The sequence below is a fragment of the Bacteroidales bacterium genome (assembly GCA_016709865.1).
Taxonomy (GTDB): domain Bacteria; phylum Bacteroidota; class Bacteroidia; order Bacteroidales; family VadinHA17; genus LD21.
Map to the genome: position 1 here is coordinate 330,339 of JADJLX010000001.1, position 25,080 is coordinate 355,418.

Sequence of the window (25,080 nt, forward strand, 5' to 3'; positions counted from 1 at the left end):
ATTTGCATCTTACAGACAGAAATGTTGAATGGCAGAAAATCTATTAACTCCCAGAGAGGTCCGCAGATACAGCAAGCAGATTATGCTGCCTGAGATTGGGGTCGAAGGGCAGGAAAAAATTAAAAAAGCCAAAGTTCTGGTTGTCGGTGCCGGAGGACTTGGTTGTCCTGTTCTTCAGTACCTTACATCTGCCGGTGCAGGTAAGATCACTATTATAGAATTTGACAAGGTTGATGAAACAAACCTTCAGAGACAGGTACTTTATGGCTCGGATGATGTTGGGAAACTTAAATCCATTATTGCAAAAAACCGCCTTGAGCACCTTAACTCACTAACAGAAATCGGAATTATAAATCTTCGTTTGGATAAATCAAATGCGTTAAACATTATCAGAGAATTTGATGTGATAGTAGATGCAACTGACAACATTGAGGCAAGATATGTAATAAATGATTCCTGTGTAATTCTGAATAAACCCATGGTGCATGGATCAATTTATAAATATGAAGGAATGGTTTCTGTTTTCAACTATAAGGGGGGAGCCACATACAGATGTTTCAATCCGTCTCCTGCAAAAAAGGAATCAAGAAATCCGTTGCCAGCTCAGGTGGGTCTTTTTGGAGTACTTCCCGGAATAGCCGGGACATATATGGCTAACGAGGTATTAAAGATAATTACTGAAACCGGAGAAGTCCTGAGCGGAAAGGTGCTTTTATTCAGCATTTTAAATAATACCTTTAAGATTATCAGTGTAAAAAACAATCCCCTGAACCACGAAATTAAAGATCTAAATACAAAACTATGAGGTTACTACTTATCAGCAATTCAACAAACCCCGGAGAACCATATCTTGATTATCCAAAGAATAATATAAAAACATTTTTGGGGAACAAACCTGTTAAAGCTCTGTTTATTCCATATGCAGCAGTAACATTTTCATTTGACACATATGAGGAGAAAGTCTCAGAACGGTTTAAGGAAATTGGACATGAAGTTGTTTCAATTCACCGGTTTTCTGATCCTGTTGCAGCAGTAAAAGAGGCTTCTGCTATCGTAGTGGGTGGCGGCAACACCTGGAAGCTACTTAAAATGGTACAGGACAATAAGTTAATTGATGTAGTGAGGCAAAAAGTTATTTCCGGAATACCCTATATCGGATGGAGTGCAGGTTCCAATATGGCTTGTCCGACAATCCGTACAACAAATGACATGCCTGTGGTTGAACCTGATTCTTTTTCTGCCTTCAATCTGATTCCTTTTCAGATTAATCCGCATTATCTCGATGCAAATCCTGTTGGACATGCGGGGGAAACAAGAGAACAGAGAATTGAAGAATTCATTGAAGCAAATCCTGACATTTATGTTGCAGGGCTGCGTGAAGGGTGTATGCTTCTCAGGGAAAATACAAAACTTACTCTTATCGGTTCAAGAACATTGAGATTATTCAAAAAAGGGAACCTTCCTGCAGAGCTTTCATCAGATAATGACTTATCCTTCCTTCTGAAATAAGATGAAAATCCTTCTGAAAATATTTAAAATTATTGCAATACTGATTTTAACGGTATCAGTTTTACTATTTTCCGCATCACTCCTTCTTCAGGATAAAGTTGCTGGCATAATACTGAATTCCATTAATAAAAATCTTTCCACAAAACTTGAGTTCGGGAACATCAGATTATCATTCCTTCGAAAATTTCCGAAAGCCTCGCTGGAGCTAAAGGACGTCGTAGTCTGGTCCTCATCTGATTTCATTAAATCAGGCTTCAAAGGGATTAATACAGATACTCTGCTTGCGGCAAAAAACGTATCTGTAGAATTCAAAATTACAGACATAATAAATGGCAACTACAACATTGAAAGTGTAGGAGCAAGGAATGGGAAGATGAATCTGTTTACTGATAAGGCAGGCTTTGTAAATTACAACATATCAGCAAGTAAGGATAGTTCAGAGGGTGAAGAGTTCACAATAAATCTTGAAAAAATAAATCTCAGTGAGATAAAGATATATTATAATAATCTGGCTACTAAGCTTATAATAAATGGTAAAACAAAAGAGGGGAAACTAAAAAGCAGGATATCAGGAGACAATATCGATCTGACCGCTGAGGCAGAGCTGGAGATTAATAGTTTTCAGTTGTTTAATACCTTTATTTCAAGGAGTGTCAATGCCGCACTGGATCTTTCCCTGCAGAGTTCAAAAGAGGGTATAAGGTTTAAAAAGGGAACCATGGCTGTTGAAAGCTTAATTTTCAGTCTCCATGGTTTTGTTTCTTCAGACGACTTACTCGATCTTAATATTAAAGGTGAAGAAATTGACCTTGAACAAATCAGGAAATACCTTCCCGAAAAATATCTGCAACTGGCGTCAGATTATAATCCGTCAGGGCAGCTGGCTGTAGCATGTAAGATAAATGGGCCCTTGACGAGAACAAAAAATCCGCATATTGAGATAAACACAACCTTATCAAATGGACATGTAACTTTTGGAAAATCAGACATAACCCTGAGTAATCTTGCCTTTTCAGGATTCTATTCCAATGGAGCTGAAAATAATATGAAAACCAGTTCAGTATCATTGAAAAACTTTAAGGCAAGGCTTGGTTCTTCAGAGTATACCGGATCTATTCTTGTTTCCGGTTTGTTACAGCCCATTACTGAACTTAATATAATGGGAAGAGTCTTTCCCGCTGAAATAAAGGAGTTTTTCAATATTAGCTCCATCTCTTCAGCTGGAGGTTCGGTGGATGTTGATCTTAAACTCACGACTAATTACTGGCCGAAAGATTCTGTAACAATAGGAGATCTTCTTTTGCTGAAGCCTGATGCCAAATTAGGTTTCAATTCACTTACTTTAGGCATAAAAGGTAACAAGCTGGTTATAAATGATGTAACCGGGATGGTTTCTGTAGCTGATTATATAACAGCAGAGAAACTGAATTTTTCTTACAAAGGTCAGAAAATTAAAGTTAATGGTGAATTCAGAAACCTGCCCGAATGGTTAGCAGGAAAGCCTGTCAGGATGGCTGCTGAGGCAGCTGTATCCTTCAACAGGCTTAACCCGGAAGCATTCATGAATAGCTTATCATCGTCAGAAGAATCATCCTCTGAAAAAACTGGTTATAATCTTCCCGGAGATCTCCTTCTCGACATTGATTTTAAAATCGATTCTCTCTTTTATAAGACTTTTACTTCATCCGGAATAGAAGGAACACTTAACTATAAACCAAGAATTCTGACCTTTAAGTCCCTAAAAATGGATGCATTAAGCGGGTCTGTGTCAGGAACCGGCTTCATTGTCCAGAATATTAGCAAGTCTATTATCGCCAGAGGCAGTTTTAATTTATCAGATATTGATGTAAATCAGACGTTTAAAACGTTTAATAATTTCGGACAGACATTTCTTAAGGCTGAAAACCTCAAAGGATCTCTCTCGGGAGCGCTTTCAATACTTCTTCCCATGGATTCCCTGCTTAAGCCTGAGATAAAGTCAATTACAGCAGAGGGTAAGTATATTCTTTCCAATGGAGCTCTAATAAACTTTGATCCGGTTAAAGAGTTATCAAATTTCATCGAACTTTCTGAACTTGAAAATATCAATTTCGAGAAGCTCGAGAATGATTTTTTCATAAGAAATAATTATTTGTATGTCCCCCAGATGGATATAAAATCATCTGCTGCAGATCTTTCTATTAACGGGAAACACAGTTTTGATAATGAATATGAATATCATATTAAAATGCTGTTATCTGAGATTCTGAGTAAAAAGAGAAAAAAGAATAAAAGCAATGTAACTGAATTCGGAGTTGTACAGGATGACGGTCTCGGGCGAACCTCTATTCTTCTTAAAGTTCTCGGAAAAGGAGAAGAGGTGAAAGTAAGTTATGATGTTAAGGCTGCAGGCAATGAAGTAAAAAACAACATCAAATCTGAAAGGCAGACCCTTAAATCTATACTTAACCAGGAATATGGCTGGTACAAAAGTGATACCACTGTAAAACAGAAACCCGCCGAAAAGAAACCACGGTTCAAAATATCGTGGGATGAAACAGACAGCACAACAAATTCTGCAAAACCTCCTGTTGTGAAAAAAGAGAGTACAATAAAAGGATTACTTAAAAAGAAATGATTCTTTTCCGAAATAAGAACCTCTGGAAGCTTTTCCTGCTTCTTTTTGCCATTTTCATCGGAATGGGATCGCTGTTTTATACAGAAGCCCTTGTGAAGAAGCTCAAAGTAGAGGAGAGGGAAAATATTGAAATGTGGGCTGAGGCTCAAAGACTTATCTCTCTTTCCGATACCAGTCAGAATGTTGAATTTCTTTTCTCAATAATAGAAAATAATAATACCGTTCCGGTCATTTTGACTGATGAGAATGATAGTATTATTTCATCACGAAATTTCGACGAATCAAGGATATCAGATCCTGCATATCTAAGGAAAAGTCTTGATAAGATTAAAGAAAAGAATAAACCTATAATAAACTATCTCGAAGAAGGTCACTTCAACCAGATCTACTATAAAGACAGCATTATTCTAACAATGCTAATCTATTACCCATACGTTCAGCTATCAATAATCATACTTTTTATACTGGTATCCTATCTGGCTTTCAGTTCATCGCGTAAGGCAGAACAGAACCAGGTCTGGGTTGGGATGTCGAAAGAGACTGCCCATCAGCTTGGTACTCCCACATCGTCTCTTGCCGGATGGATAGAAATACTTCAGCATAAACACCCCGATATCTCAATAACTAAAGAGCTTGCCATTGATGTGCAGCGGCTTGAAAAGGTTACTGAAAGGTTTTCAAGAATAGGCTCCAGGCCTGCACTAATAGAAGAGAATATTGTTTTCATTATTGTCCGCACTATCGATTATCTTAAATCGAGAAGTTCGTCAAAGGTGAAATTCATACTTGATTTCGATATTAATAAAGAGCTTCGAATACCTGTGAACTCTGCACTTTTTGAATGGGTTATTGAAAATGTGTCAAAAAATGCGATCGATGCCATGGAGGGAAACGGAGAAATTACATTACGGATAACTGAAACTGATAAATCGGCATTGATTGACATTTCGGATACCGGTAAAGGAATGCCGAAATCGGCATATAACAAGATATTCTCCCCCGGATTTACCACTAAGCAAAGAGGTTGGGGATTAGGACTTTCCCTGGCAAAAAGGATTATTGAGGAGTATCATAGCGGGAAAATATTTGTCAGGTATTCTGAAGTGGGAAAAGGATCTTGCATAAGGATCGTTATGAACAGGAAGAAAAAATGAAAAGAAAAGATATAGAAATCATGGCACCGGCGGGATCGTATGACTCCCTTATGGCTGCGATTCAGGGAGGTGCCGATTCAGTCTACTTTGGAGTGGAACAACTCAACATGAGGGCTGCATCATCTAATAACTTCACCCTGGAAGACCTCAGGGAAATTGTTACGATCTGCCGAAAAAACGGACTGAAGAGTTATCTGACAGTAAATGTTGTAATCTATGACCATGAGATTGAGCAGATGCACAGGATCGTAGATGCTGCAGTGGAAAATGGTATCACAGCCATAATCGCTTCAGATCTTTCTGTTATCAACTATGCTTTCTCAAGAGGAATTGAGATCCATTTATCAACTCAGCTAAACATAACAAATATTGAATCGCTGAAATTCTATTCCCAATGGGCCGATGTTGCAGTACTTGCCCGCGAGCTTAATATAGACCAGGTCAGGCATATTTATGACAGTATCAGGGAGCAGGATATAAGAGGACCAAAAGGAGATCTCATAAAGATTGAGATGTTTGTACACGGCGCGCTGTGCATGGCAATATCAGGGAAATGTTATCTGAGTCTCCACGAAAATAATAAGTCTGCCAATAGGGGAGAATGTTATCAGACATGCCGGAAATCATATATTGCTACCGGGAAAGAATCGGGCTATGAACTTGAGATAGACAATGAATATATAATGTCGCCAAAAGATCTCTGCACAATAGGATTTCTTGATAAGCTAATATACGCTGGTGTAAGGGTTCTTAAAATAGAGGGAAGGGCACGCTCAGCCGAATATGTAAAAGAAGTATCAAAATGCTATGATGAGGCAGTAAATGCTATTGCAGAAGGGACTTTCACCACGGAGAAAACTGAGGAGTGGAAAGAACGGCTTGCAACAGTCTTTAACAGGGGCTTCTGGGATGGTTACTACTTAGGACAAAAGATGGGGGAATGGAATACTAATTACGGATCGAGTGCCACAAAACGAAAACTGTACATAGGAAAAATCACCAACTACTTTACAAAACTAAATGTTGCTGAGATTAAACTGGAAAACGGAGATCTGAAGAAAGGGGACACAATACTTATTACAGGCCCCACAACCGGCGTTGTTGAATACACAGCAGACGAGATAAGGGTAGACCTGAAAGTTACTGAAATCGCTTTAAAAGGGGAATTGTGCTCAATAAAAACAGAAGAGTATCTGAGAAGGTCCGACAAAGTCTATAAATGGGTTGATGCAAGTGAAGTAAGAAATCAGTAGAAATATAAAATTACCAGGATATTTTGCGGGCTGCTTCAAGTATTTTCCTGCTGTTTGTCTCAATATCATCTGTATCTGTTTCAACATACATCAGGTTTTCGGCCTTCTTCTTTGTCAGGCCGTATCTATATGCTTTATCATAGTAAAACAGTGATATTTCTATTGCCTTCGAAATATCTCCGGCATCAACTGCTGCTAGTGCGTCCCGTGTATTATCTCCGCCTAATCGTTTGCTTATTTTATGTATTGAGCCTTTCAGGATTTCAGGAGGATAAACCGAATACTCCTTCATGAGTCTTGGCAGCCTCGTCTTTACATCCATAAGGAGTATAATTGTTCTGGTATTCTGCATATTCCCATATAAACCATCCGGAATAAATACTGTCCCGATATTCCTGCTCTCATCTTCAACCCAGAAGGGTTTTTCTGTATCAAGCTTCTTCCATTCCGCAAAAAGATTGTTTGCGAACTGTTCTGTTGTTGGCTGTGGTGGTTGTCCAAGGGATCCGAATGCAGAACCTTTATGGTTGGCAAGTCCCTCAAGATCAATAACCTGTTCACCCTGGCTGCCAAGGTATCTCAGTATGTGAGTTTTACTGCTTCCGGTCATTCCCCCAAGAACAATCATCTTTCGCTTCCCGGAAAAGGAATCAAGAATATAGTTACGGTAAGCCTTATATCCGCCTTCAAGAACCTGTGAATAAATATCTCCCTGTGAAAAGAGCCACGCCATAGCTTCAGACCTCATCCCACCTCTCCAGCAATGCACAAGCAGCTTTCCTTCTTTTGATAGTTTCAGGCTATGTTCCAGTTTCTTGGACATCGAGGGACCAGTGAGCTTTAATCCTTCAATAATAGCAGGAATGCGACCCTCTTTCTTATATTTGGTTCCTACAATTGCTCTTTCGTTATCATCAAAAAGCGGAATGTTAACAGCACCCGGTATATGTCCTGATGAAAACTCCGCAGGAGACCTGACATCAATAACAGGTATACTTTCAGCAAGTTCGAGAAAAGCTGATACATCAATTTTCTTCAAAGTAATTACTTTTTGAAATATTTGGCGAAAAGCTTTTTGAGTTCATCCATCCTGACTGGTTTTGAGATGAAATCCTTTATTCCAGACAATTCTGCTTTCCTTTTTGATTCAGGCATATTATCTGCTGTAAAGGCAACTATTATAACCGACTTGTCGTAGACAAGGATTTTCTGTGCAGACTCAAATCCATCCATCTCAGGCATAATAAGGTCCATGAATATCAGATCATATTTCTTGATTTTTGCCTGCAGATAGCCTGTATATCCGTTTTCGGCAATATCATATTTATAGCCAAGGTTACCGAGCATTGTACCTATGACTTTCTGATTCATTATATTATCCTCAACTATTAAAATGTTTATGTCGTTTCGTACAGAACCAATATCTACAGATGAATTGGGATCTTCAAGGAATGGGAAGCTGCTGTTAATAGTCTTAAGCAGGTCGCTTATATCAAATGGTTTAATCAGATAATGGTCGATTCCCATCGTGACTGAGTTCATGAAATTTCCTTTTTTGTCGTTTGAGCTTATCATCAGTATTATAAACTTCCCGGAGAGGTTATTCTCCCAGATTCCTTTTGCAGCTTCAAATCCATTAAAGGTATCGTCATCGAAAATAATAATAAGACTATACCTGTCTGAAGGAAAATTCTGATTTGCTTTTATCTGGTTAACAGTTGACTTCATGAAAGTAGTGATAGTAATTGTTAACCCTAACCTGTGAAGAGCACTTAATATCTCCTCGTCCCTGTTTTGGCTGCCAGTTATTACAAGGGTCTTAATCTGATTAAAACTCTTAAAGCTTTCAAGAGGGAGGTCTTTGGCAGACCTCTCATTTGAGTAAACTGCTAAAGTGAAGAATACTTTGGTTCCGGCATCTCCGGCAAGTCCTGAAGGAGATGCTGCTGTAAGTTCTCCTCCCATAAGCAAAACCAGCTGCTTGGCCAGGATTGTCCCGAAACCTGATTCGTCATTTAATCTTACTGTCTTTGATTCTATATCGACAAAATCGCCAAAGATCTTTTTAAGAGTTGATTTGTCGAATTTTTTTCCTGTATCGAGCAGTTCAAATCCCAGGGTTATAATCCCGCTATTATTGCTTTTAACATAACATTTTAACCTTATCTCACCATTCTCTGTATTTTTGATCGAATTATTCAGAAGGTTGGTAAGGATCTGGCGCAGACGGAAAGGATCTCCAATAACATTTTCAGGAGCATTATCATCAACAATACTAACAAGTTCAAGATTTGACTGTGATATATAGGTACGGGCCAGATCAACACAGTAAGCGATCTCTTCTCTTAAATTATAAGGCACCTCATCAAGGAGCATCTTCCCTGATTCAATTTTTGAAAAATCGAGAATATCATTTATTATATTCAGAAGAACCTCTGTTGATCTCCTGAGAAGGCTGACAATGTCTTTTACATCCTCAGTAAGTTCATATTTATTTAGAACATCGGTCATACCAACAATTCCATTGAGCGGAGTTCTGATCTCGTAACTCATTCTGGCCAAAAACTCTGATTTAGCTACATTTGCTTTTGCCTCCTGTTTCCTTGCTGATTCAAGCATTGTAACGTCTATCAGGATTTCCATTGTAGCATCTTCTCCCAGAAAATTAACCGGGATGCTGTTTCTGTACAGTACAATCTCCCCAATCTCCTTTTTTATTATAACAAACTGTTCAGGATTAAAAGTACCACCCAGATTTTTGGAGAAATAATCACTGTTATCAGGCAGATTTGATTCAGGAAATATCTTACCCTTCATCTCAATTTCAGAAGGATAGGAATAGAGATTTGCAGCAACTTTATTAGCCTTGATAATTTCCCTGTTCTTATTGTGAATAAGGACTCCGACAGGCATCTCCTCGATGAGCTTAAAAAGCATTCTCTCAGAAGCCTTTAATCTTTCTTTTTCTGATTTTTCCGATTTGAGGTAGTTCCAGAATATCAAAATTATTATCTGAATAAGGAAGAGGGTTCCCAGCACTATAAAAAGTGAATTCCTAATGATATATTTTTGAAAGAAGACAGTAGGTGCAGAAAATACCAGGCCCAGATCTCTCTGTAGAAGATAAGTTGAGTAATATGAAGAAATGATTTCCTGGGACTTCCCGTTTATTCTGGCATTATGAGTAATATTATTATTAGAACCTCCGGATATGCTTTCACCAATTTCTTCCAGCTTTGTATATGCAATTGTTTCACCCTGGCCTAGAGGAAAGTTATCATAAACAACTCTCCCTGAGTCAGTTATAACCCATTGCCATTGGTAATCCTGAAGATTAAATGCTGTGAATATTTCTCTGAAGTACTTCTGGTAATCAACAGTCACAACCATATTGCCGATTGTTTCATTGGTTTTGCTATCTATCACCGGGAGGTAATAATTGAATCTCCTGTTCTCCTCAACCAGTTTCTCCATATTATAGATCTCAGCCTGTACCTGTTTGACATAAGGCTGTTCAAGCCACTCCTTTGTATCATTGTCCTGTCTTAATGTAAACTCATTTTTCTTGTTGTCATAAAACCTGATACCAGTTACCAGCTCTTCATTTTTGGAAAAAAACAACTGCATTCTTTCTATTGTTCTGTTCTGACTATTCGCATTAGTGAAGAACTGAGTAGGGTCCTCATTGAAAAAAATCTGATTCAATTCGCTTATAAACCCATTGTTGGTAGCGTCAACAGATTGGCCGACAATCTGAACCTGCCGGGAGAGTAATTCATTAATATAGCTTATTTGCTTATTGTAGAGATTTTTATAGTAAAAATAGTTGGCAAGCATTATTATCAGAAACGCTGAATACACAATGATTAAAACTCTTTTCATCTGATTAATATGTTTGTCTTGTGGCAAATATAAAGATAAGCTTTAAAATAATATTTTTCAAGTTACCGGTATTTGCGGTCATCTCCGTCCATAATATTGAGGTAACTTCTGTATCTGAGAAAATCAATATCACCCTTTTCCACTGCGGTTCTGACTGCACAACCCGGCTCATCAAGATGAAGACAATTATTGAACCTGCAGTTTTTGGAAACCAGAAAGATCTCTCTGAAAAAGTGATAAATTTCATTTTTTTCCATATCAACAACACCAAATCCCCTGATACCCGGCGTATCAATAACAAAACCTCCAAACGGCATCATATGCATTTCAGGGAATGTGGTTATATGTTTGCCCTGTTTATGATATTCAGAGATTTCTGCTGTTTTAAGGTTAATACCCTGATTAAGAGTATTCAGAAGCGTTGTTTTTCCAACTCCTGAATATCCTGATATCAGACTTATTTTGTCCTTCATCTGATTTGTCAGGGCATCTAGGTTTGTTTTATCAAAAAGAGAGAGACGAATGCTTTCATATCCTATTTTTTCATACATCGATTCCAGATAATTCATCTTCTCAACCTCGGTCTCACCATAGAGATCTGTTTTATTGAAAATTATTTTAGCAGGTACTCTGTATGCCTCAGCAGTAATGAGAAATCTGTCAATAAACTCCACTGGTGTCTCAGGCAGGATTATAGTAACCATTAGAAATACCTGATCGATATTTGCTGCGATAATCTGAGAATGTCTCGAGAGATTTGTTGCTTTTCGCAGAATGTAATTTCTGCGGTCAAGTACTTCGGTAATAATTCCGGTATTGTTCTTTTTATCAATCTCGAATAATACATTATCTCCGACAGCTATTGGATTGGTTGTATGCAATTCCCTCATCCTCAGCTTGCCTTTTACTGAACAATCAATAGTAACTCCTGTTCCGTCGAGAACCTTATAATTGCTTCCGGTAGATTTTAAGACAATTCCCTTTTCCAACACAAAAATATTTGGGACAAATGTAGTAAAGATCCCAATGCCCCCAAACCCCCTAAAGGGGGCTTTACACATCTGCCCATTTAGTGAAATTCAAAACATCCGGTAATAAAAGTCCCCTTTAGGGGATTTAGGGGCGGAGTCTATTTAACTATCAGATGCCATCAGAAGGAATGGTTTCATCTCGAAGCTATGATAGTAAGGCCTTAGTCTTTCAGTATTATAGTAATCCGAGACCTTAACAATCTTCTTTGATGAGGTGACAACATCAATAGGAAGGTTATCATATCTTCCATTCTTCAGGACCACAATTCTGCCATGAACTCTTTTAAGAATAAGGTCAAGGGCAAGGTTCCCGTAAGCCATCGGTACTATTGAATCAAGTGCATCCGGATCTCCGCCACGGACCATATACCCAAGTTTCTGGTTGATTACGTTTATGGTTTTCCCTTTGTTGTATTTTCCAGAAAGTTCTTTAAGTTTTGCTGAAACCATATCGCCAATTCCGCCTAGTTTAGCATGCCCGTAAGCATCTTTCTCACTATCGGCAAATATCATCTGGCCTCCCTTAAACATTGCTCCTTCAGAAACCAGAACCACCGAATATTTGCTCGGATTATTGTTTCTGTCTTCAACCAGTAGCTTTGCAAGCAGATCAATATCAAACTCATATTCCGGAATCACACATCTGTTTGCTGCACCAGCCATAGTAGGAAGCATTGCCGTAAACCCTGCATACCTGCCAAATACCTCAAGTACCAGTAGTCTTTCATGAGAACCAGCGGATGTTCTGAGAGAGTTTGTCATTTGAATAGTACGCGTGACGCATGTGCTGAAACCAATGCAATAATCTGTTCCCGGAACATCGTTATCCATTGTTTTGGGAATAGCAACTACATTAACGCCCGATTTATAGAGATGAACACCATAGCTCAGAGTATCATCTCCGCCAATAGGAATAAGATAATCGACACCAAGCCACTCAAGGTTTTTGATAATCTCCGGAGTAATATCATTAATCTCAGCATTATAAGTACTCTGAAGATGATCAGGGACACTTGATTTAGACATGTGACTGGGCCTTGTTCTTGATGTATGAAGGAATGTACCGCCCGTACGACCAGCTTTATTAACTATATCATCAGTAAGGATCTGATAATTATTGCTGTTGTCAGCTTTATGGTCCCTGATTAGTTCAGAAATACCGGCCCATCCTCTGCGGAGACCGATAACCTTGTAACCTTCGCGGTTAGCACGGATTGTAACCGCACGTATAGCAGGATTAAGTCCGGGGACATCTCCTCCGCCTGTAAGAATAGCAATAACCCCTTTTGTTGATTTCTGAGTTGCCATAATATTTGATTTTAAAATGAAAGAACTACATGAGCTATAAAATTAAAGCAATTACATGAATTAAACAATGAATTCTTTTTTCCTGAATATTTAAGCAAGAAAAAAGGGATGAACAAATTCATCCCTTCAATGCATTATCATGAAATTAAAAATCAGTCTACCGGATTTTCATCCCATTCAAGGATCTTATAGAAATCATATTCTTCAGGATTCGGGACAAATTTCTTTGCTCCTCTGTAATCCGCCTTTGTTATAAAATGCAGGTTGTTTCTGAATATGAGCTGTACATTTTCTGTTTCAACATTTACCAGGCGTGGCTTAACCTTTCCATTTTCATCTTCAACATCTTTTAGGTATAATGGTAAAATGCGGCCACCTCTGTCAACAGTAACCATACAACCGGTTCTGCCTTCCTTGAATAGTTTGTAAACGCCAAGTCCAAGCCTTGTTGCATAGTTAAGATCATAGGCAACCGGACGGCAGCATCTCAATTCATAACCCATCTCGTTCGGGCGGGATTTAACGTTGATCCTGAGTTCCTTTAAGGCCTGCTGAGTAAGCATATTGAAAATATGAGATTTGCTTACGTTACCAAGTTCAGGGTGTCCGTGATCATCGTATGTGAAATTGATACCTGTATCTATAATCTCCTTTTCACTCATGAAATGGAAGACACCTTCAGATATAATTGCAACCCCATAATCAATGCCCAAAAGCCTTCTCTTAACCATTGAACTGATAACCAGTTTTGTGATCTTATCAAAGGTGATTTTGGTTTTATTAAACATCTCCGGAATAATGATCATCGGATAGTGACAGGCGGTTCCGATACCAAATGCCAGGTGACCGGCTTCGCGACCCATTGCAGAAACCACGAACCAGTTTCCGCTGGTGCGGGCATCTTCATAAATAGTTGTGGCAAGCCTTACACCTTCCTCTTTAGCAGAGTGGTAGCCAAATGTAGGGGTTCCTTCGGGAAGAGGCAGGTCATTATCGATTGTCTTTGGAACGTGAATATTCTTCACATCCATTTTTTTCTCAGAAAGGAATTTAGTGAGCCTGTTAGCCGAAGAAGCTGTATCATCACCTCCGATAGTAACCAGAAGTTTCACATTATTCTTTTTGAAAAAGTCAACCTTGAATTCATCATCCTTGGGTTTGTGTCTGCTCATCTTAAGAGCTGAACCGCCGCGACTGTAAATAAGATCGGCGAACTCAAAGTCGAGATAATCGTAAGAAGGCTCGCTTGCAAAAAGAGATTTGTATCCACCGTTAATACCAAGAACAGTATAGCCGTTTTGCAAAAATATCTTGGTAACAGCACTGATCACTGTATTGATTCCGGGAGCAGGGCCACCGGCGCATAGTATAGCAACTGCATCTTTCATAGGTTCTTTTTTCATTACTGATTCTACAATTGATAATTAATTTTTAAAGTTTTTATCCGTAGATTACGGTACATATTTTTTTTCGGACACAAATATGACAATATCTTTTTGATATTCATTCAATAGAAAGTCCAAATTTCCGGCTCTTTTACCTAATTTTGAAAATATCCAGTAATATTCATTTCAATGTCTGAAAGCCCAATCAATAATAATCCCAGCAGTTCAACTGTTCTGATAACCGGAGGAAGCGGACTTATTGGCAGATACCTTACCTCTGCGCTTCTTAATGAAGGTTATCAGGTTGCTCATCTTTCCCGGAAAGCCAATCAATTCGGGAAAGTCAGGGTTTTCAGATGGGACACCGAAAAGGGAATACTAGACCCGGCAATATTTACAGGTATTGATTATATTGTTCATCTGGCAGGAGCAAATATCGGGGAAAAACGATGGTCAGAAGGCAGAAAACAGGAAATTATTAAAAGCCGCGTTGAATCATCAAAATTACTTTATGATGTAGTTACAGGCAGTAATATACAATTAAAAGCTTTTATATCTGCCTCAGCAGTTGGCTATTACGGGTCATTAACAAGCGAGAGGATCTTCAGTGAAGAAGATCCTGCTGCAACTGATTTTCTGGGTAGCACCTGCAGATTATGGGAAGAGGGGGCTGATCTCTTTGCGAATGCGGGTATCAGGACTGTAAAAATCAGAACAGCTGTTGTTCTGGAAAAAACCGACAGTGCATTATCAAAAATGATGATGCCGGCAAAATACGGTTTCCTGGTTCAGACCGGTAATGGCAGACAATATATGCCATGGATCCACATTGAAGACCTCTGCAATATTTATGTAAAGGCAATTAAAGATCAGAAAATGAATGGTGCTTATAACGCTGTATCGCCTCAGCATGTAACCCACAGAGAATTTATTAAAACACTTGCAAAGGGAATTGGGAAGCCTGTCTTTCCGGTTCCTGTTCCGGGCTTTATTCTGAGAGCGGCTTTGGGGGAGATGTCGGATGTGGTATTGAAGGGGAGCAGGGTATCTTCAGAAAAAATACAAAATGCAGGCTACTCCTTCAAATTAAGTAACCTGCCTGAAGCATTAAAAGATGTGTTAAATAATTAACAGAACTATTTTCCCCCTATCTGCATTTCAGCTACCCTGAATGTTGGCGAGGCAAAACTTCTGTTCATGTCAATATCATTTCCCATCATATCGATAGCTGCAAGAATATCAAAGGCTCTTCCTGCAACAGTAACACCCTTCACAGGATAAGCTATTTCTCCGTTCTCAATCCAGAAGCCGCTGGCTCCCCCGCTGAAATTTCCGCTTACTGCATCAATGCCATAGCCAGTAACCTCCTTCAGAAGAAGACCTCTTTTAGTTCCTTTGATTATCTCCTGTGGGGTGTTTTTACCCGGTTCGAGGTAAACATTATGAGTACCTATACCCGGCAGACTGCTGAAGCCTCCGCGTGATGCATTACCGGTACTCTGAACTCCCGCTCTTTTTGCAGCTTTTGTGTTGTAAATAAAGCCTTTCAGTGTTCCGTTCTGAACAAGTACATTTTTCATTGTTGGCACTCCTTCGCCATCGAATGGAGCACTTCCGAGACTCCTGTTTCTGGTTCCGTCATCAATAATGGTCAGCAGTGCAGATGCAAATTGCTTATTCAGCTGATCTTTCAGAAAACTTGCTCCCTGCAGGACTCTTTCCCCGTTTACCGCGGTTAGTATACCTCCAAGAAGTGAGCGGGCAACATCGGGATCAAAAATTACAGAAGCTCTCTGAGTCTTGATCATAACCGGATCGAGCATTTCCCATGCTTTCTGCGATGCCAAAGATGCAATCTCCTCAAGTGTTACCAAATCTGAAAAGAATACTCTGGAACAATATTCGCCTCCAGTGTTTTTTTGTTCTCCCTTTTCAGCAACAACATTTACTCCCAGAGAACAACCAGAAGACTTATAGCTCTTAAGCAGACCATTTGAGTTTGCAATAAATATCTCAGATTCACCTTCTCCATAACCGGCACCTGAACTTTTTGTTATCCTGGGGTCCTTCATTGCAAGCTTTTCAAGTTCCAGAGCCATGTCGATCTTCTTTTCCATTGGAATTCCTGCAATGCTCTGATCGAACAAATCATTAACGCTAGTGAGGCCTTTATCGGATGTAAGAACATTATTTTCATCAGGAGATGATAGTTTTGCAAAAGCAATAGCCCTCGAGATAGTGCTTTCAAGGGAACTGTCGCTGAAGTCATTACAGTGACTGAATCCCATTTTTCCATCAACAAACACACGGAATCCTGCCCCCTGTGAGGCAGCCTCCTCAATTGTTTCGATTTCAGATTTAAGAATATTAACTGAAAGATTTCTTGTTGATTCAAGAAAAACTTCTGCCGACCCGGCACCCAGACTGATACTTTTTTTAACCAGTTTTTCTGCTAATTCTATATAGTTCATAATCTTACCTGTTGAATTTAAACCTATGCTTTACTTCCACCGACATTTATACCTCTTATCCTGACAGTTGGCTGTCCGGCCGATACCTCTGCGGCCTGACCTTTTCCGCAAATACCCGGTCCAAAATCGAGGTCGTTTCCGACAGCATCAATATTGGAGATAACATCCATGCATGAGCCAATAAGGGTTGCTCCCTTGATCGGATTGGTCTTTTTCCCATTCTCTATCATGTAGGCCTCGCGGCATGTGAAATTAAAAACACCTGTTATCGGATTAACACTTCCTCCGCTGAGACTCTGAACATAAATTCCTTTTTTGGTTGATGCGAGAATATCTGCAGGATTATCCTTGCCCGAATCAATAAAAGTATTTGTCATTCTCGGGATAGGAATGTATCTGAAAGATTCCCGCCTTCCGTTACCTGTCCTTGCCATCGATAGTTGTTTTGCACTCAGAACATCTGTCATGTAGCCTTTAAGAACACCGTTTTCAATAAGAACATTGCGTTGTGCAACAGTTCCTTCGTCGTCGTAATTTATAGTTCCTCTGAAGTTCGGCAGGGTGCCGTCGTCAACCATAGTAAAACAGTCGCTTGCTACTTTTTGTCCTACTTTACCTGTGAAAGCACCTATTCCTTTTGCAATATTATCGGCTTCAAGCGGGTGACCCACTGCTTCATGCACCAGAACACCGCCCCATCCGTTTTGCATTACAACATCCATCATGCCGGCAGGAGCATCTTCGGCAGCAAGCATTGCTATAGCTTCACGGGAAGCATTTCTCGCTATTTTCTCTGCAGCCTCATTATCAAACATCTCAAATCCCGAGTGGTTGCTTAAGCGTTCGCGGGCCATATGCCTTGCCTTTCCATCATCACTCATCGACTGAACAATGAAGAAAAGAAGCGGCAACTCATCCCTCAGATAAACTCCTTCACTTGTGGCGATTACTCTTCCGCGTGTTTCATCATAGTAGTCGACCATTGCCATTTTAATCCTTGGATCATAATCTTTTGCAGCCTGGTCGGCCCTCCTGATGATCTCTATTCTCTTCTCATCTGCAATTTCAGCAAGAGGCTGATTTACTGTGACGAAAGAAGGAAATTTGGTTTCTGTTACATTTACAGGTTTGATAATGTTTCCGTTACGGGCCACGTACGATGCAACTTCTGCTGCTCTTAAGAGTTTCTCTTCAGTGATTTCATCAGTATATGCATACCCGGTTTTGTTACCCGAAATCACTCTTACTCCTGCACCCTGACTAATCCCATACAAACCGCTTTTGAATTTTGATTCCTCCATTACGATTTGCCTCGATACACGATTCTCGAGATAGACATCAGCAAAATCGCCTCCTTTTTCAAGTGCTTTTGCAATGATCCGGGATAGCATTTCTCTGTCCATATCCAGTCCGGATGCTACTTTTGCTCCACTCTGACATGATATCAGCTGTGACATAAGGGCGGGGGTTGCAGCAATCAGCAATCCGCCTTTCAGGCTCAGCTCGAGGAATTTCCTGCGTGGAATATCTCTTACGGTCTGTTGTTCCATTTTCATAGCTACAGTTTTTTGAGTCCTAAATGTAATAATATTCCTTTATTTAATAACAAACACTTTATCCTTTAATATACCACCTCTTGTTGATAACAGACTTGCTTTTCCGCTTAATTCTGATCTGTTGTAAAGCCTGATTGTGAAAACAGATGTTGTAACTGATCCGCCATCAGTAAAAGGTATATTTCTTGAGAATGATGTTTGTACAGATAGCCGTTCATCATCATTATAACCACCTCTGCCTTCACGGGTTACTGCAGGTTTTTTATCTTCAATTATCTTATAGCTTATCTTTCCTGAAGAGGCTCCGGTTGTGTCGAAATCAAGAACAAGTTTATCCTCTTTTACAATTTTGACGAGATGGGCTTGTTTAAGTGCGGTCGGAAGCTTGCCGCTATTTCTGAAGCTGATTTTCAACTGATAATCAGCAGAATCCCCTTTAAAGGATTTTAGTTTCTTAACCTCGAATGCCTCCCAGCCTAGTTCTGGCAAATGTTTTACCATTTCGAGATTAAACAATGCCTCATTTTTTATCCATGGTTCCAGATGTTTTGCAGGAGGATTCTGGGAGAAGAACTTGGGATCAAATCCGCCGATCTCAACATCACCATAAACCGGATGTTTTGCAGGCTTCCATTCAAAAAAACCAAGGCTGTCATTCTCCTCATCGTCCCATTTTATCATATCAAGCTGATCGATAGTCTTGTCGCCGTTATAATCCTTGTTTCTGGCACCATTCCATATTTCATCTCCATACCAGATTGCACCATAATACCAATACCCGAAATCCGGTCCGTGACCGAACAATGGTGTTCCGTTTCCATAATCATTATATACATCCCCGGCTTTTTCATAACCGGTAATCTTTTTCCCAATCTCATCAAAAGTTTTGTACCATTTCAGGTCTTCAGGATACATTCTTTCTTCCGAGGGAGATGTTGATGGGGGACGGAGATGCATAGGGACACTCGTATCCATCGAATTAACAACATAAACATTTGGATGAGAAAGCAGGAATAGTACCACAGCCTTTGTCTCGTTTTCGCTCAACGGATATTCGCCGGCACCTCCCTGTGTATTACCTCTCCCTGTTTCTTCTGTTAGCGGCCTCCAGTTTTCAGGATAGTTCCTGTGCAGATCCAGCCCTCCTATTCCGTCTTCATTAATTCTTCCATCTCCATCATTGTCAATACCTTCAGAGGACGTAAGATATACACCTTTACCGGGAGCAACCCTTTTCATTATGCGACCTGTTGAATCTTTCGGATCGGGAATCATTGTTCCTTTCTTTTCATCCTTCCATCTCATCGTCAGTATAACACCATTTCCATCAATGTCGTCAGGGGCGTCCTCATCGAGAAGGCCATCACCATCATTATCCTGTGGCCTTACTGTACTCCGGTTGCTCTGAGCAGTATTCATGTACAGATTATGACCGTCAGGATTATTTACCGGTCTCAGATAAAAGGTTTTGGTATCTATCAAATGAGTTATTTCGGGATCTTTACCATAATTATCGAGAAGGTACTTAATCAGAAACAGAACTGATTCGGAGGCAGTTACCTCTCCGCTGTGCCGTCCGCCTTCAAAGAATGAGGCAGGTTTGTCAGTGTCTTTTCCTGTTTTCTTGTTTGTAAGGGTAATCTGATAAATCGGACGTCCCTCATAACTTGTTCCCACTTCATAAAAATCAATCAGTTCCGGAAATTTTGCAGCCCATCTTTTTAACCAGTCATAGATAACATCTGCTGAATGATATTTATCGAATTTCAGACTATCGGAGGCAACATACTGAACAGATTTTAACTCAACTTTCGGAAAAAAATTTATTCCATGTCTCGCTCCCGATAAGGTATAGTTTTTCACTTTTGCTGCACCCCTCTCTGAAGAGGTGCGCTGATTTCCTGACTGGGCACAGAGCATGGAAGGAATCAATACGATTCCCAAAATAAACAGATATTTATTCATCTCTTATAAGGTATTTATTGTAATGAAAAGCAACAGGAAAAATTCAGAACAATGCAGATCAGCCCCTTTTTGATATTATCTCAAGTTTTTCAAGATCAACAACTTCTATGGTTTTACCAAAGACTCTGATTATACCCTCCTTTTTGAAATCCGACAAAGTACGTATAACATTTGCAGTACTCATTCCGATATAATCAGCTATCTCTTTTCTTGAAACAGGCAAATCGAAAACCCGTGATTTATAGATCTCATTCGTGAAGTAAAGAAGAACATAGGCAACCCTTCCCACAAGATTTTTCTGCCTTATGTCAAGTGTTTGGTTAATGATCTTATCATTTATCATTGAGATCTTTGTAAGCAGAACCATTGCAAATTCTCCATTCTTCAGAAATAATTCCTTTATAAAATCAAGATTGACAGTACAGACCACCGAATCTTCCAGCGCAGAGACTGAATATTGATACTTTTCCTCGGAGAAGATACTCATATTGCTGACAAATTCGAAAGGACGTGTTATTGTAATAACCTGTTCATCACCAGTGGCGGTCCTCCTGTAAAGCTTTACCAGACCACTCTGAAGGTATTTAAAGGTGCTTATTTTTTCTCCTTCATGATTAATAACCTCTCCCTTATGGAAGAACTGTTGGTCTTTGTTATCGCAGAGCTCCTCAATAGAGGCGTCATCCAGAAATTTGAAGACAACATCGCGGAACTCGCAACTTACGCAGGCGCATGCTTTTTTCTTTTCGTTCACGCTCTTATTTTTCACAAATTTATCAATTTCCTGATGAATTTGTCAAATTTCAATTTGTTTTATTCCCAAATTTCGGCCTATTTTGAAAGTCAAATGCAATAACAGGTCTTATTTGGTATCTGATGATTTATAAAACGGACTATCATATGCATTCAAGCTACAGCGATGGCAGGTCAATCCCCGATGACTATGTCGCACCAGCCATTGCAGCAGGCTTAAGTGAAATAGGATTTTCAGAGCACCTTACCTTGTTTAAGGACCTTGAAGACTGGAACATGAATCCTGTTAATATTGCTCCCTATATCAGTCATATAGAAGCGTTGAGAAACAGGACAAGTGAGATTTCAATAAAAATCGGCCTTGAAGTAGATTATTTTGCAGGAAAGGAAGAAGAGATCCGTAATTTTCTTAAACCTTTCCCGCTTGATTACGTAATAGGATCGGTGCATTACCTGGGTGAAAAAACTGTAGACTTTGGTCCTGAGTTTTATGAGGGAAAGAGCATCGACAGGCTATTTGAATCTTACTTTGATTCAATTATTGCAGCCGCTGGCTCAGGCGTTTTTGATATTATCGGACATTGCGATTTAATAAGGATATACGGCTATAAGCCAGCGTCCGACATGGAGCCTCTTTACAGGAAGCTCGCAAAAACAATGAAAACCCATAATGTAGCATTTGAACTAAATACAAACGGAAGGAACAGACCGCTGGCCGATTTCTATCCCGACAGAAAATTCCTGCATATTTTCCACGAAGAAAACGTGCCAGTTTGTGTTAATTCTGATGCCCACATGCCTGCTCGGGTCGGGCAATACTTTGATGAGGCATATGATCTGCTGAGATATGTCGGTTTCACCGAAATGGCTGTCTTTGATAAAAGAAAGAGAAGGATGATTCCTTTCTGAATAAGAAAAACACTGAAGAACTATCACAGAGAGTCACAGAGGAATCACAGAGCTACACAGAGATTTGATTTGATTTGCTCTGTGGTTCTCTGTGTCTCCTCAGTGTTTCTCTGTGTAACAAAAAAATTAAGTGTACTGAACACACTTAATTCTATGTTAATGATTAAGGGAGATGCTATATCAGGTAAGCATATGTTCCAGAAAGATCTTCAATCCAATACCTATTAAGATCAGTCCGCCTATAATTTCGACTTTATTTCCGAGGCGCTCTCCGGCTGATTTCCCGATTCGGATCGCGGTCATTGAGGCAAGGAAGGTTACTGCTCCTATAAGAATGCCGGCTTCCCAGATTTTTACATCAAGCAGAGCGAAACTGATACCGACGGCAAATGCATCAATACTGGTACCCAGTGCCAGAGTAAGCAGAACAAGTGTGCTGCTGAAATCTTTTGTATCGTCATCACCTGGTTTCTTAAATCCTTCATAAATCATTTTTAAACCAAGGAAAGCAAGCAAAGCAAGAGCAACCCAATGATCCATCGCTTTCAGGGCACTGGAAATAATTGATCCCAGAAAATAACCGGCAACAGTAAGTCCCCCCTGAAATAAGGCAAATACAATAGCAACCCTTGTTGCCTGTTTAAAGATAATGCGGGTACGTACTACTCCGACAGATAGAGACACAGCAAAGGTGTCGAAAGATAAGCCCAGAGCAATTGCGAGAATTGTGAAATAGTCCATTGAGCAAATGTAAATTGCGCAAATATAACTTATATTTGAACACCTAAAAAATGATTCCTGTGAGAGTTGTAATTCAACGTGTAAGCCAGGCTTCGGTAACGATACAGGGGAAGATAAAATCAAGAATAGGAAGAGGATTGCTCATCCTTATCGGGATCGAAGAATCTGATAATGAAGCGGATTCAGAATGGCTGTGTAATAAAATAGTTCAGTTAAGAGTTTTCGACGACAGCCATGGAGTAATGAACCTTTCCCTTCTTGATACCGGTGGGGAAATACTTGTTGTAAGTCAATTTACCCTTCATGCAAAAACAAAGAAAGGGAACAGGCCTTCCTATATACGTGCAGCACCACCGGAAATCGCTATACCATTATATAACAGTTTCATTGCCAGAATATCAGGGTTACTTGGGAAAGAAACAGCAACAGGCGAGTTCGGAGCAATGATGCAGGTGGAACTTATTAATGACGGACCTGTTACTATTATTATTGATACGAAGGAGAAAGAATGACGAGGTGTGAGGTATGAAGTGAGAGGGGTTGCTTCGTCGTCCCTTCTCGCAATGACTCAAAATGGAATTGGGACTCCGTGAATCTCCGTGTTCTTCGTGTCTCCGTGGTTAAAAACTAATAATAAACTAATTAAATAATCAGGATGCATTCGATAAAAGATGAACAGAGTACTTCAAAAAAGACCGTTCTTTTTGTAGCAACATTTGCTGCATTTCTTACACCGTTTCTTGGTTCAGCAGTCAATCTTGCACTGCCTTCAATCGGTAAAGACCTTAATGCCACTGCAATTGGTCTTGGTTGGGTAATAAGCAGCTTCATCCTTTCATCGGCCATTTTTTTACTTCCTTTCGGAAGACTTGCTGATATAATCGGAAGAAAAAAAGTGTTTTCAACCGGCATCCTTCTATTCACAATTTCAACTTTTCTGATCATTTTTTCTCAGAGTATTGCCTACCTGATTGTTTTAAGGATTTTTCAGGGACTGGCAAGCGCAATGATCTTTGGAACCAGTCTGGCAATAATTACTTCTGTATATCAGCCCGGAGAAAGAGGAAGAGCAATGGGAATAAATATTACCGCAGTTTACCTTGGTCTCTCACTGGGCCCTGTAATAGGGGGTTTGCTAACCCAGTATTTCGGATGGAGAAGTATTTTTGCTTTTCTTGTCCCGTTTGGAATCATTTCACTGATTCTGATAAAAATGAAAATAAAAACAGAATGGGCAGAATCGGCGGGAGAGAAATTTGACTGGAGAGGTTCTGTTATTTATGGTATTGCACTTGCATCTTTTATGTATGGTTTTTCAAGATTGCCGTCAACGCTGGGGTGGATCTGTCTGGCAGCCGGGTTATTAACGGCAATTCTATTTGTTCTTTTTGAAAAAAATATCAGTAATCCTGTTTTCGATATCAGACTCATTTTGAGAAACAGGGTCTTTGCATTCTCAGGCATTGCAGCCCTGATTAATTATTCAGCTACCAGTGCAATAGGATTTTTCATAAGCCTTTACCTTCAATACTTAAAAGGATTTGATGCGCGTACTGCCGGACTAATTATGATATCACAGCCAATTGCTATGACCTTGTTATCGCCTGTTGCAGGGAAACTCTCTGACAGAAAGAATCCTGGTGTAATTGCTTCAACCGGTATGGGAATAACGGCGGCCGGACTGATTTTACTCTGCTTTTTCAGGCAAACAACCCCGACATATGCAGTTGTCTTGCTGCTTATACTTATGGGAATCGGGTTTGGCCTTTTCTCTTCGCCTAATTCAAATGCTATTATGAGTTCTGTTGAAAAACGCCATCTGGGAGTCGCTTCAGGGGTGGTTGGAACAATGAGGATGGTTGGCCAGATGATGAGTATGGGTATAGCAATGATGCTGATTTCCTTGTATATTGGAAAACAGCCCATTAGTCCGGCTACTTATCCCGGACTAATCTCTGCCATGAGAACCGGATTTATGATATTCTCAGTATTGTCTGTGTTTGGGATTTTTGCATCCCTTGCCAGAAATAAAAAGCTCAGTAACAAAGAAGAAATCCATTAAGGCAATCCCTGTGTTCCGGTATCCAGTACAAATTTCCAGCTGCCATCCGGCTGCTTAAGCCAGATTGTTACATATGTACCCCTGGTAATTTCTCCAGTCAATTTATCTGTATTTGTATGCAGCCCATAGGTATAACCCAGGTCTCCGCTTTCTGAAATCTTTTCATAAAGAGGCTCCCAGCTTAAAACAAATGTGGTATCAGTCTTCCCTTCAAACCTTTTAGCCAAAGTCTCTTTCCCCTTTGCAGGATAAGAATTATCCCTAAGCATAACGCCATCTTCTGCGATATAGAAAAGGAATGCCTTAAACATGCCTTCATTAACAGACATCGCAGAGAAATCACGGTCGGTTTGCAGCAGGATCCCCTGAATGGGTTTTTTAGGAGTATCTGAACAACTTAAAATGAAAATTAAATTAATTATGAAAACAAAAAGCATTATATTGACACCGTTCTTTTTTTTCATAGTGCATTAATTTTAGTTTA

Annotated in this window: 20 protein-coding genes; 9 read left to right on the forward strand and 11 right to left on the reverse strand. The window is 39.7% G+C overall.

Annotation, left to right across the window (positions count from 1 at the left end; genetic code table 11):
• The first annotated feature begins 28 nt into the window (after positions 1-28).
• The 5 genes from IPJ16_01520 to IPJ16_01540 are packed head-to-tail and all read left to right on the forward strand — an operon-like array spanning position 29 to position 6,533.
• Positions 29-805, forward strand: a complete 777-nt coding sequence (locus tag IPJ16_01520) for a HesA/MoeB/ThiF family protein (protein ID MBK7625874.1) — start codon at positions 29-31, stop codon at positions 803-805.
• Entirely contained in the window at positions 802-1,509 is a 708-nt protein-coding gene (gene pepE / locus IPJ16_01525; GenBank protein ID MBK7625875.1) for a dipeptidase PepE, read from the forward strand. Before IPJ16_01520 ends, pepE begins: the two co-directional genes overlap by 4 nt.
• 1 nt (position 1,510) lies before the next feature.
• Positions 1,511-4,126 (forward strand): hypothetical protein, encoded by a 2,616-nt coding sequence (locus tag IPJ16_01530; GenBank protein ID MBK7625876.1) that lies wholly within the window; start codon positions 1,511-1,513, stop codon positions 4,124-4,126.
• Positions 4,123-5,280, forward strand: a complete 1,158-nt coding sequence (locus IPJ16_01535; protein MBK7625877.1) for an ATP-binding protein — start codon at positions 4,123-4,125, stop codon at positions 5,278-5,280. Before IPJ16_01530 ends, IPJ16_01535 begins: the two co-directional genes overlap by 4 nt.
• Positions 5,277-6,533, forward strand: a complete 1,257-nt coding sequence (locus IPJ16_01540; GenBank protein MBK7625878.1) for a U32 family peptidase — start codon at positions 5,277-5,279, stop codon at positions 6,531-6,533. Before IPJ16_01535 ends, IPJ16_01540 begins: the two co-directional genes overlap by 4 nt.
• Positions 6,534-6,543: 10 nt before the next feature.
• On the opposite strand, the gene mnmH is transcribed toward IPJ16_01540, so the two are convergent.
• The 5 genes from mnmH to IPJ16_01565 form a co-directional block, all read right to left on the reverse strand.
• On the reverse strand, positions 6,544-7,572 hold the full coding sequence (gene mnmH / locus IPJ16_01545; GenBank protein MBK7625879.1) for a tRNA 2-selenouridine(34) synthase MnmH: 1,029 nt from the start codon (positions 7,570-7,572) through the stop codon (positions 6,544-6,546).
• Between the two features lie 5 nt (positions 7,573-7,577).
• Positions 7,578-10,415, reverse strand: a complete 2,838-nt coding sequence (locus IPJ16_01550) for a response regulator (GenBank protein ID MBK7625880.1) — start codon at positions 10,413-10,415, stop codon at positions 7,578-7,580.
• Positions 10,416-10,477: 62 nt separating this feature from the next.
• The gene (gene rsgA / locus IPJ16_01555) at positions 10,478-11,476 is read right to left on the reverse strand and encodes a ribosome small subunit-dependent GTPase A (GenBank protein MBK7625881.1); all 999 of its coding nucleotides are present in this window, start codon (positions 11,474-11,476) and stop codon (positions 10,478-10,480) included.
• 72 nt (positions 11,477-11,548) lie between these two features.
• Complete coding sequence (locus IPJ16_01560) at positions 11,549-12,754, reverse strand: 6-phosphofructokinase (protein MBK7625882.1); 1,206 nt, start codon at positions 12,752-12,754, stop codon at positions 11,549-11,551.
• A gap of 152 nt (positions 12,755-12,906) precedes the next feature.
• Entirely contained in the window at positions 12,907-14,142 is a 1,236-nt protein-coding gene (locus IPJ16_01565) for a 6-phosphofructokinase (protein ID MBK7625883.1), read from the reverse strand.
• Between the two features lie 186 nt (positions 14,143-14,328).
• Here IPJ16_01565 and IPJ16_01570 point away from each other — a divergent pair, with 186 nt between their 5' ends.
• The gene (locus IPJ16_01570; protein MBK7625884.1) at positions 14,329-15,270 is read left to right on the forward strand and encodes a TIGR01777 family protein; all 942 of its coding nucleotides are present in this window, start codon (positions 14,329-14,331) and stop codon (positions 15,268-15,270) included.
• 5 nt (positions 15,271-15,275) lie between these two features.
• Here IPJ16_01570 and IPJ16_01575 read toward each other — a convergent pair whose 3' ends face one another.
• From IPJ16_01575 to IPJ16_01590, 4 genes are read right to left on the reverse strand one after another with little or no spacing between them, the layout of a single operon-like run.
• Entirely contained in the window at positions 15,276-16,610 is a 1,335-nt protein-coding gene (locus IPJ16_01575) for a TldD/PmbA family protein (GenBank protein ID MBK7625885.1), read from the reverse strand.
• Between the two features lie 23 nt (positions 16,611-16,633).
• Complete coding sequence (locus tag IPJ16_01580) at positions 16,634-18,166, reverse strand: TldD/PmbA family protein (GenBank protein ID MBK7625886.1); 1,533 nt, start codon at positions 18,164-18,166, stop codon at positions 16,634-16,636.
• 39 nt (positions 18,167-18,205) lie between these two features.
• Positions 18,206-20,131, reverse strand: coding sequence for a peptidase (locus IPJ16_01585; protein MBK7625887.1), 1,926 nt, complete (start codon positions 20,129-20,131; stop codon positions 18,206-18,208).
• 58 nt (positions 20,132-20,189) lie between these two features.
• Entirely contained in the window at positions 20,190-20,900 is a 711-nt protein-coding gene (locus IPJ16_01590; protein ID MBK7625888.1) for a Crp/Fnr family transcriptional regulator, read from the reverse strand.
• 107 nt (positions 20,901-21,007) lie between these two features.
• On the opposite strand from IPJ16_01590, the gene IPJ16_01595 reads away from it, so the two are divergent.
• Entirely contained in the window at positions 21,008-21,793 is a 786-nt protein-coding gene (locus IPJ16_01595; protein MBK7625889.1) for a histidinol-phosphatase, read from the forward strand.
• 180 nt (positions 21,794-21,973) lie between these two features.
• On the opposite strand, the gene IPJ16_01600 is transcribed toward IPJ16_01595, so the two are convergent.
• Positions 21,974-22,534 (reverse strand): manganese efflux pump, encoded by a 561-nt coding sequence (locus tag IPJ16_01600; GenBank protein MBK7625890.1) that lies wholly within the window; start codon positions 22,532-22,534, stop codon positions 21,974-21,976.
• A 59-nt stretch (positions 22,535-22,593) separates the two neighbouring features.
• Here IPJ16_01600 and IPJ16_01605 point away from each other — a divergent pair, with 59 nt between their 5' ends.
• Both IPJ16_01605 and IPJ16_01610 read left to right on the forward strand, forming a co-directional pair.
• Positions 22,594-23,046, forward strand: coding sequence for a D-tyrosyl-tRNA(Tyr) deacylase (locus IPJ16_01605; GenBank protein MBK7625891.1), 453 nt, complete (start codon positions 22,594-22,596; stop codon positions 23,044-23,046).
• Between the two features lie 143 nt (positions 23,047-23,189).
• Positions 23,190-24,596 carry an MFS transporter gene (locus IPJ16_01610; protein ID MBK7625892.1) on the forward strand — a complete coding sequence of 469 codons (1,407 nt, stop codon included), beginning with the start codon at positions 23,190-23,192 and terminating at the stop codon, positions 24,594-24,596.
• Here IPJ16_01610 and IPJ16_01615 read toward each other — a convergent pair.
• Positions 24,593-25,060, reverse strand: a complete 468-nt coding sequence (locus tag IPJ16_01615) for a DUF4440 domain-containing protein (protein MBK7625893.1) — start codon at positions 25,058-25,060, stop codon at positions 24,593-24,595. The two genes, IPJ16_01610 and IPJ16_01615, sit on opposite strands and share 4 nt — an antisense overlap.
• Positions 25,061-25,080: the final 20 nt, after the last annotated feature.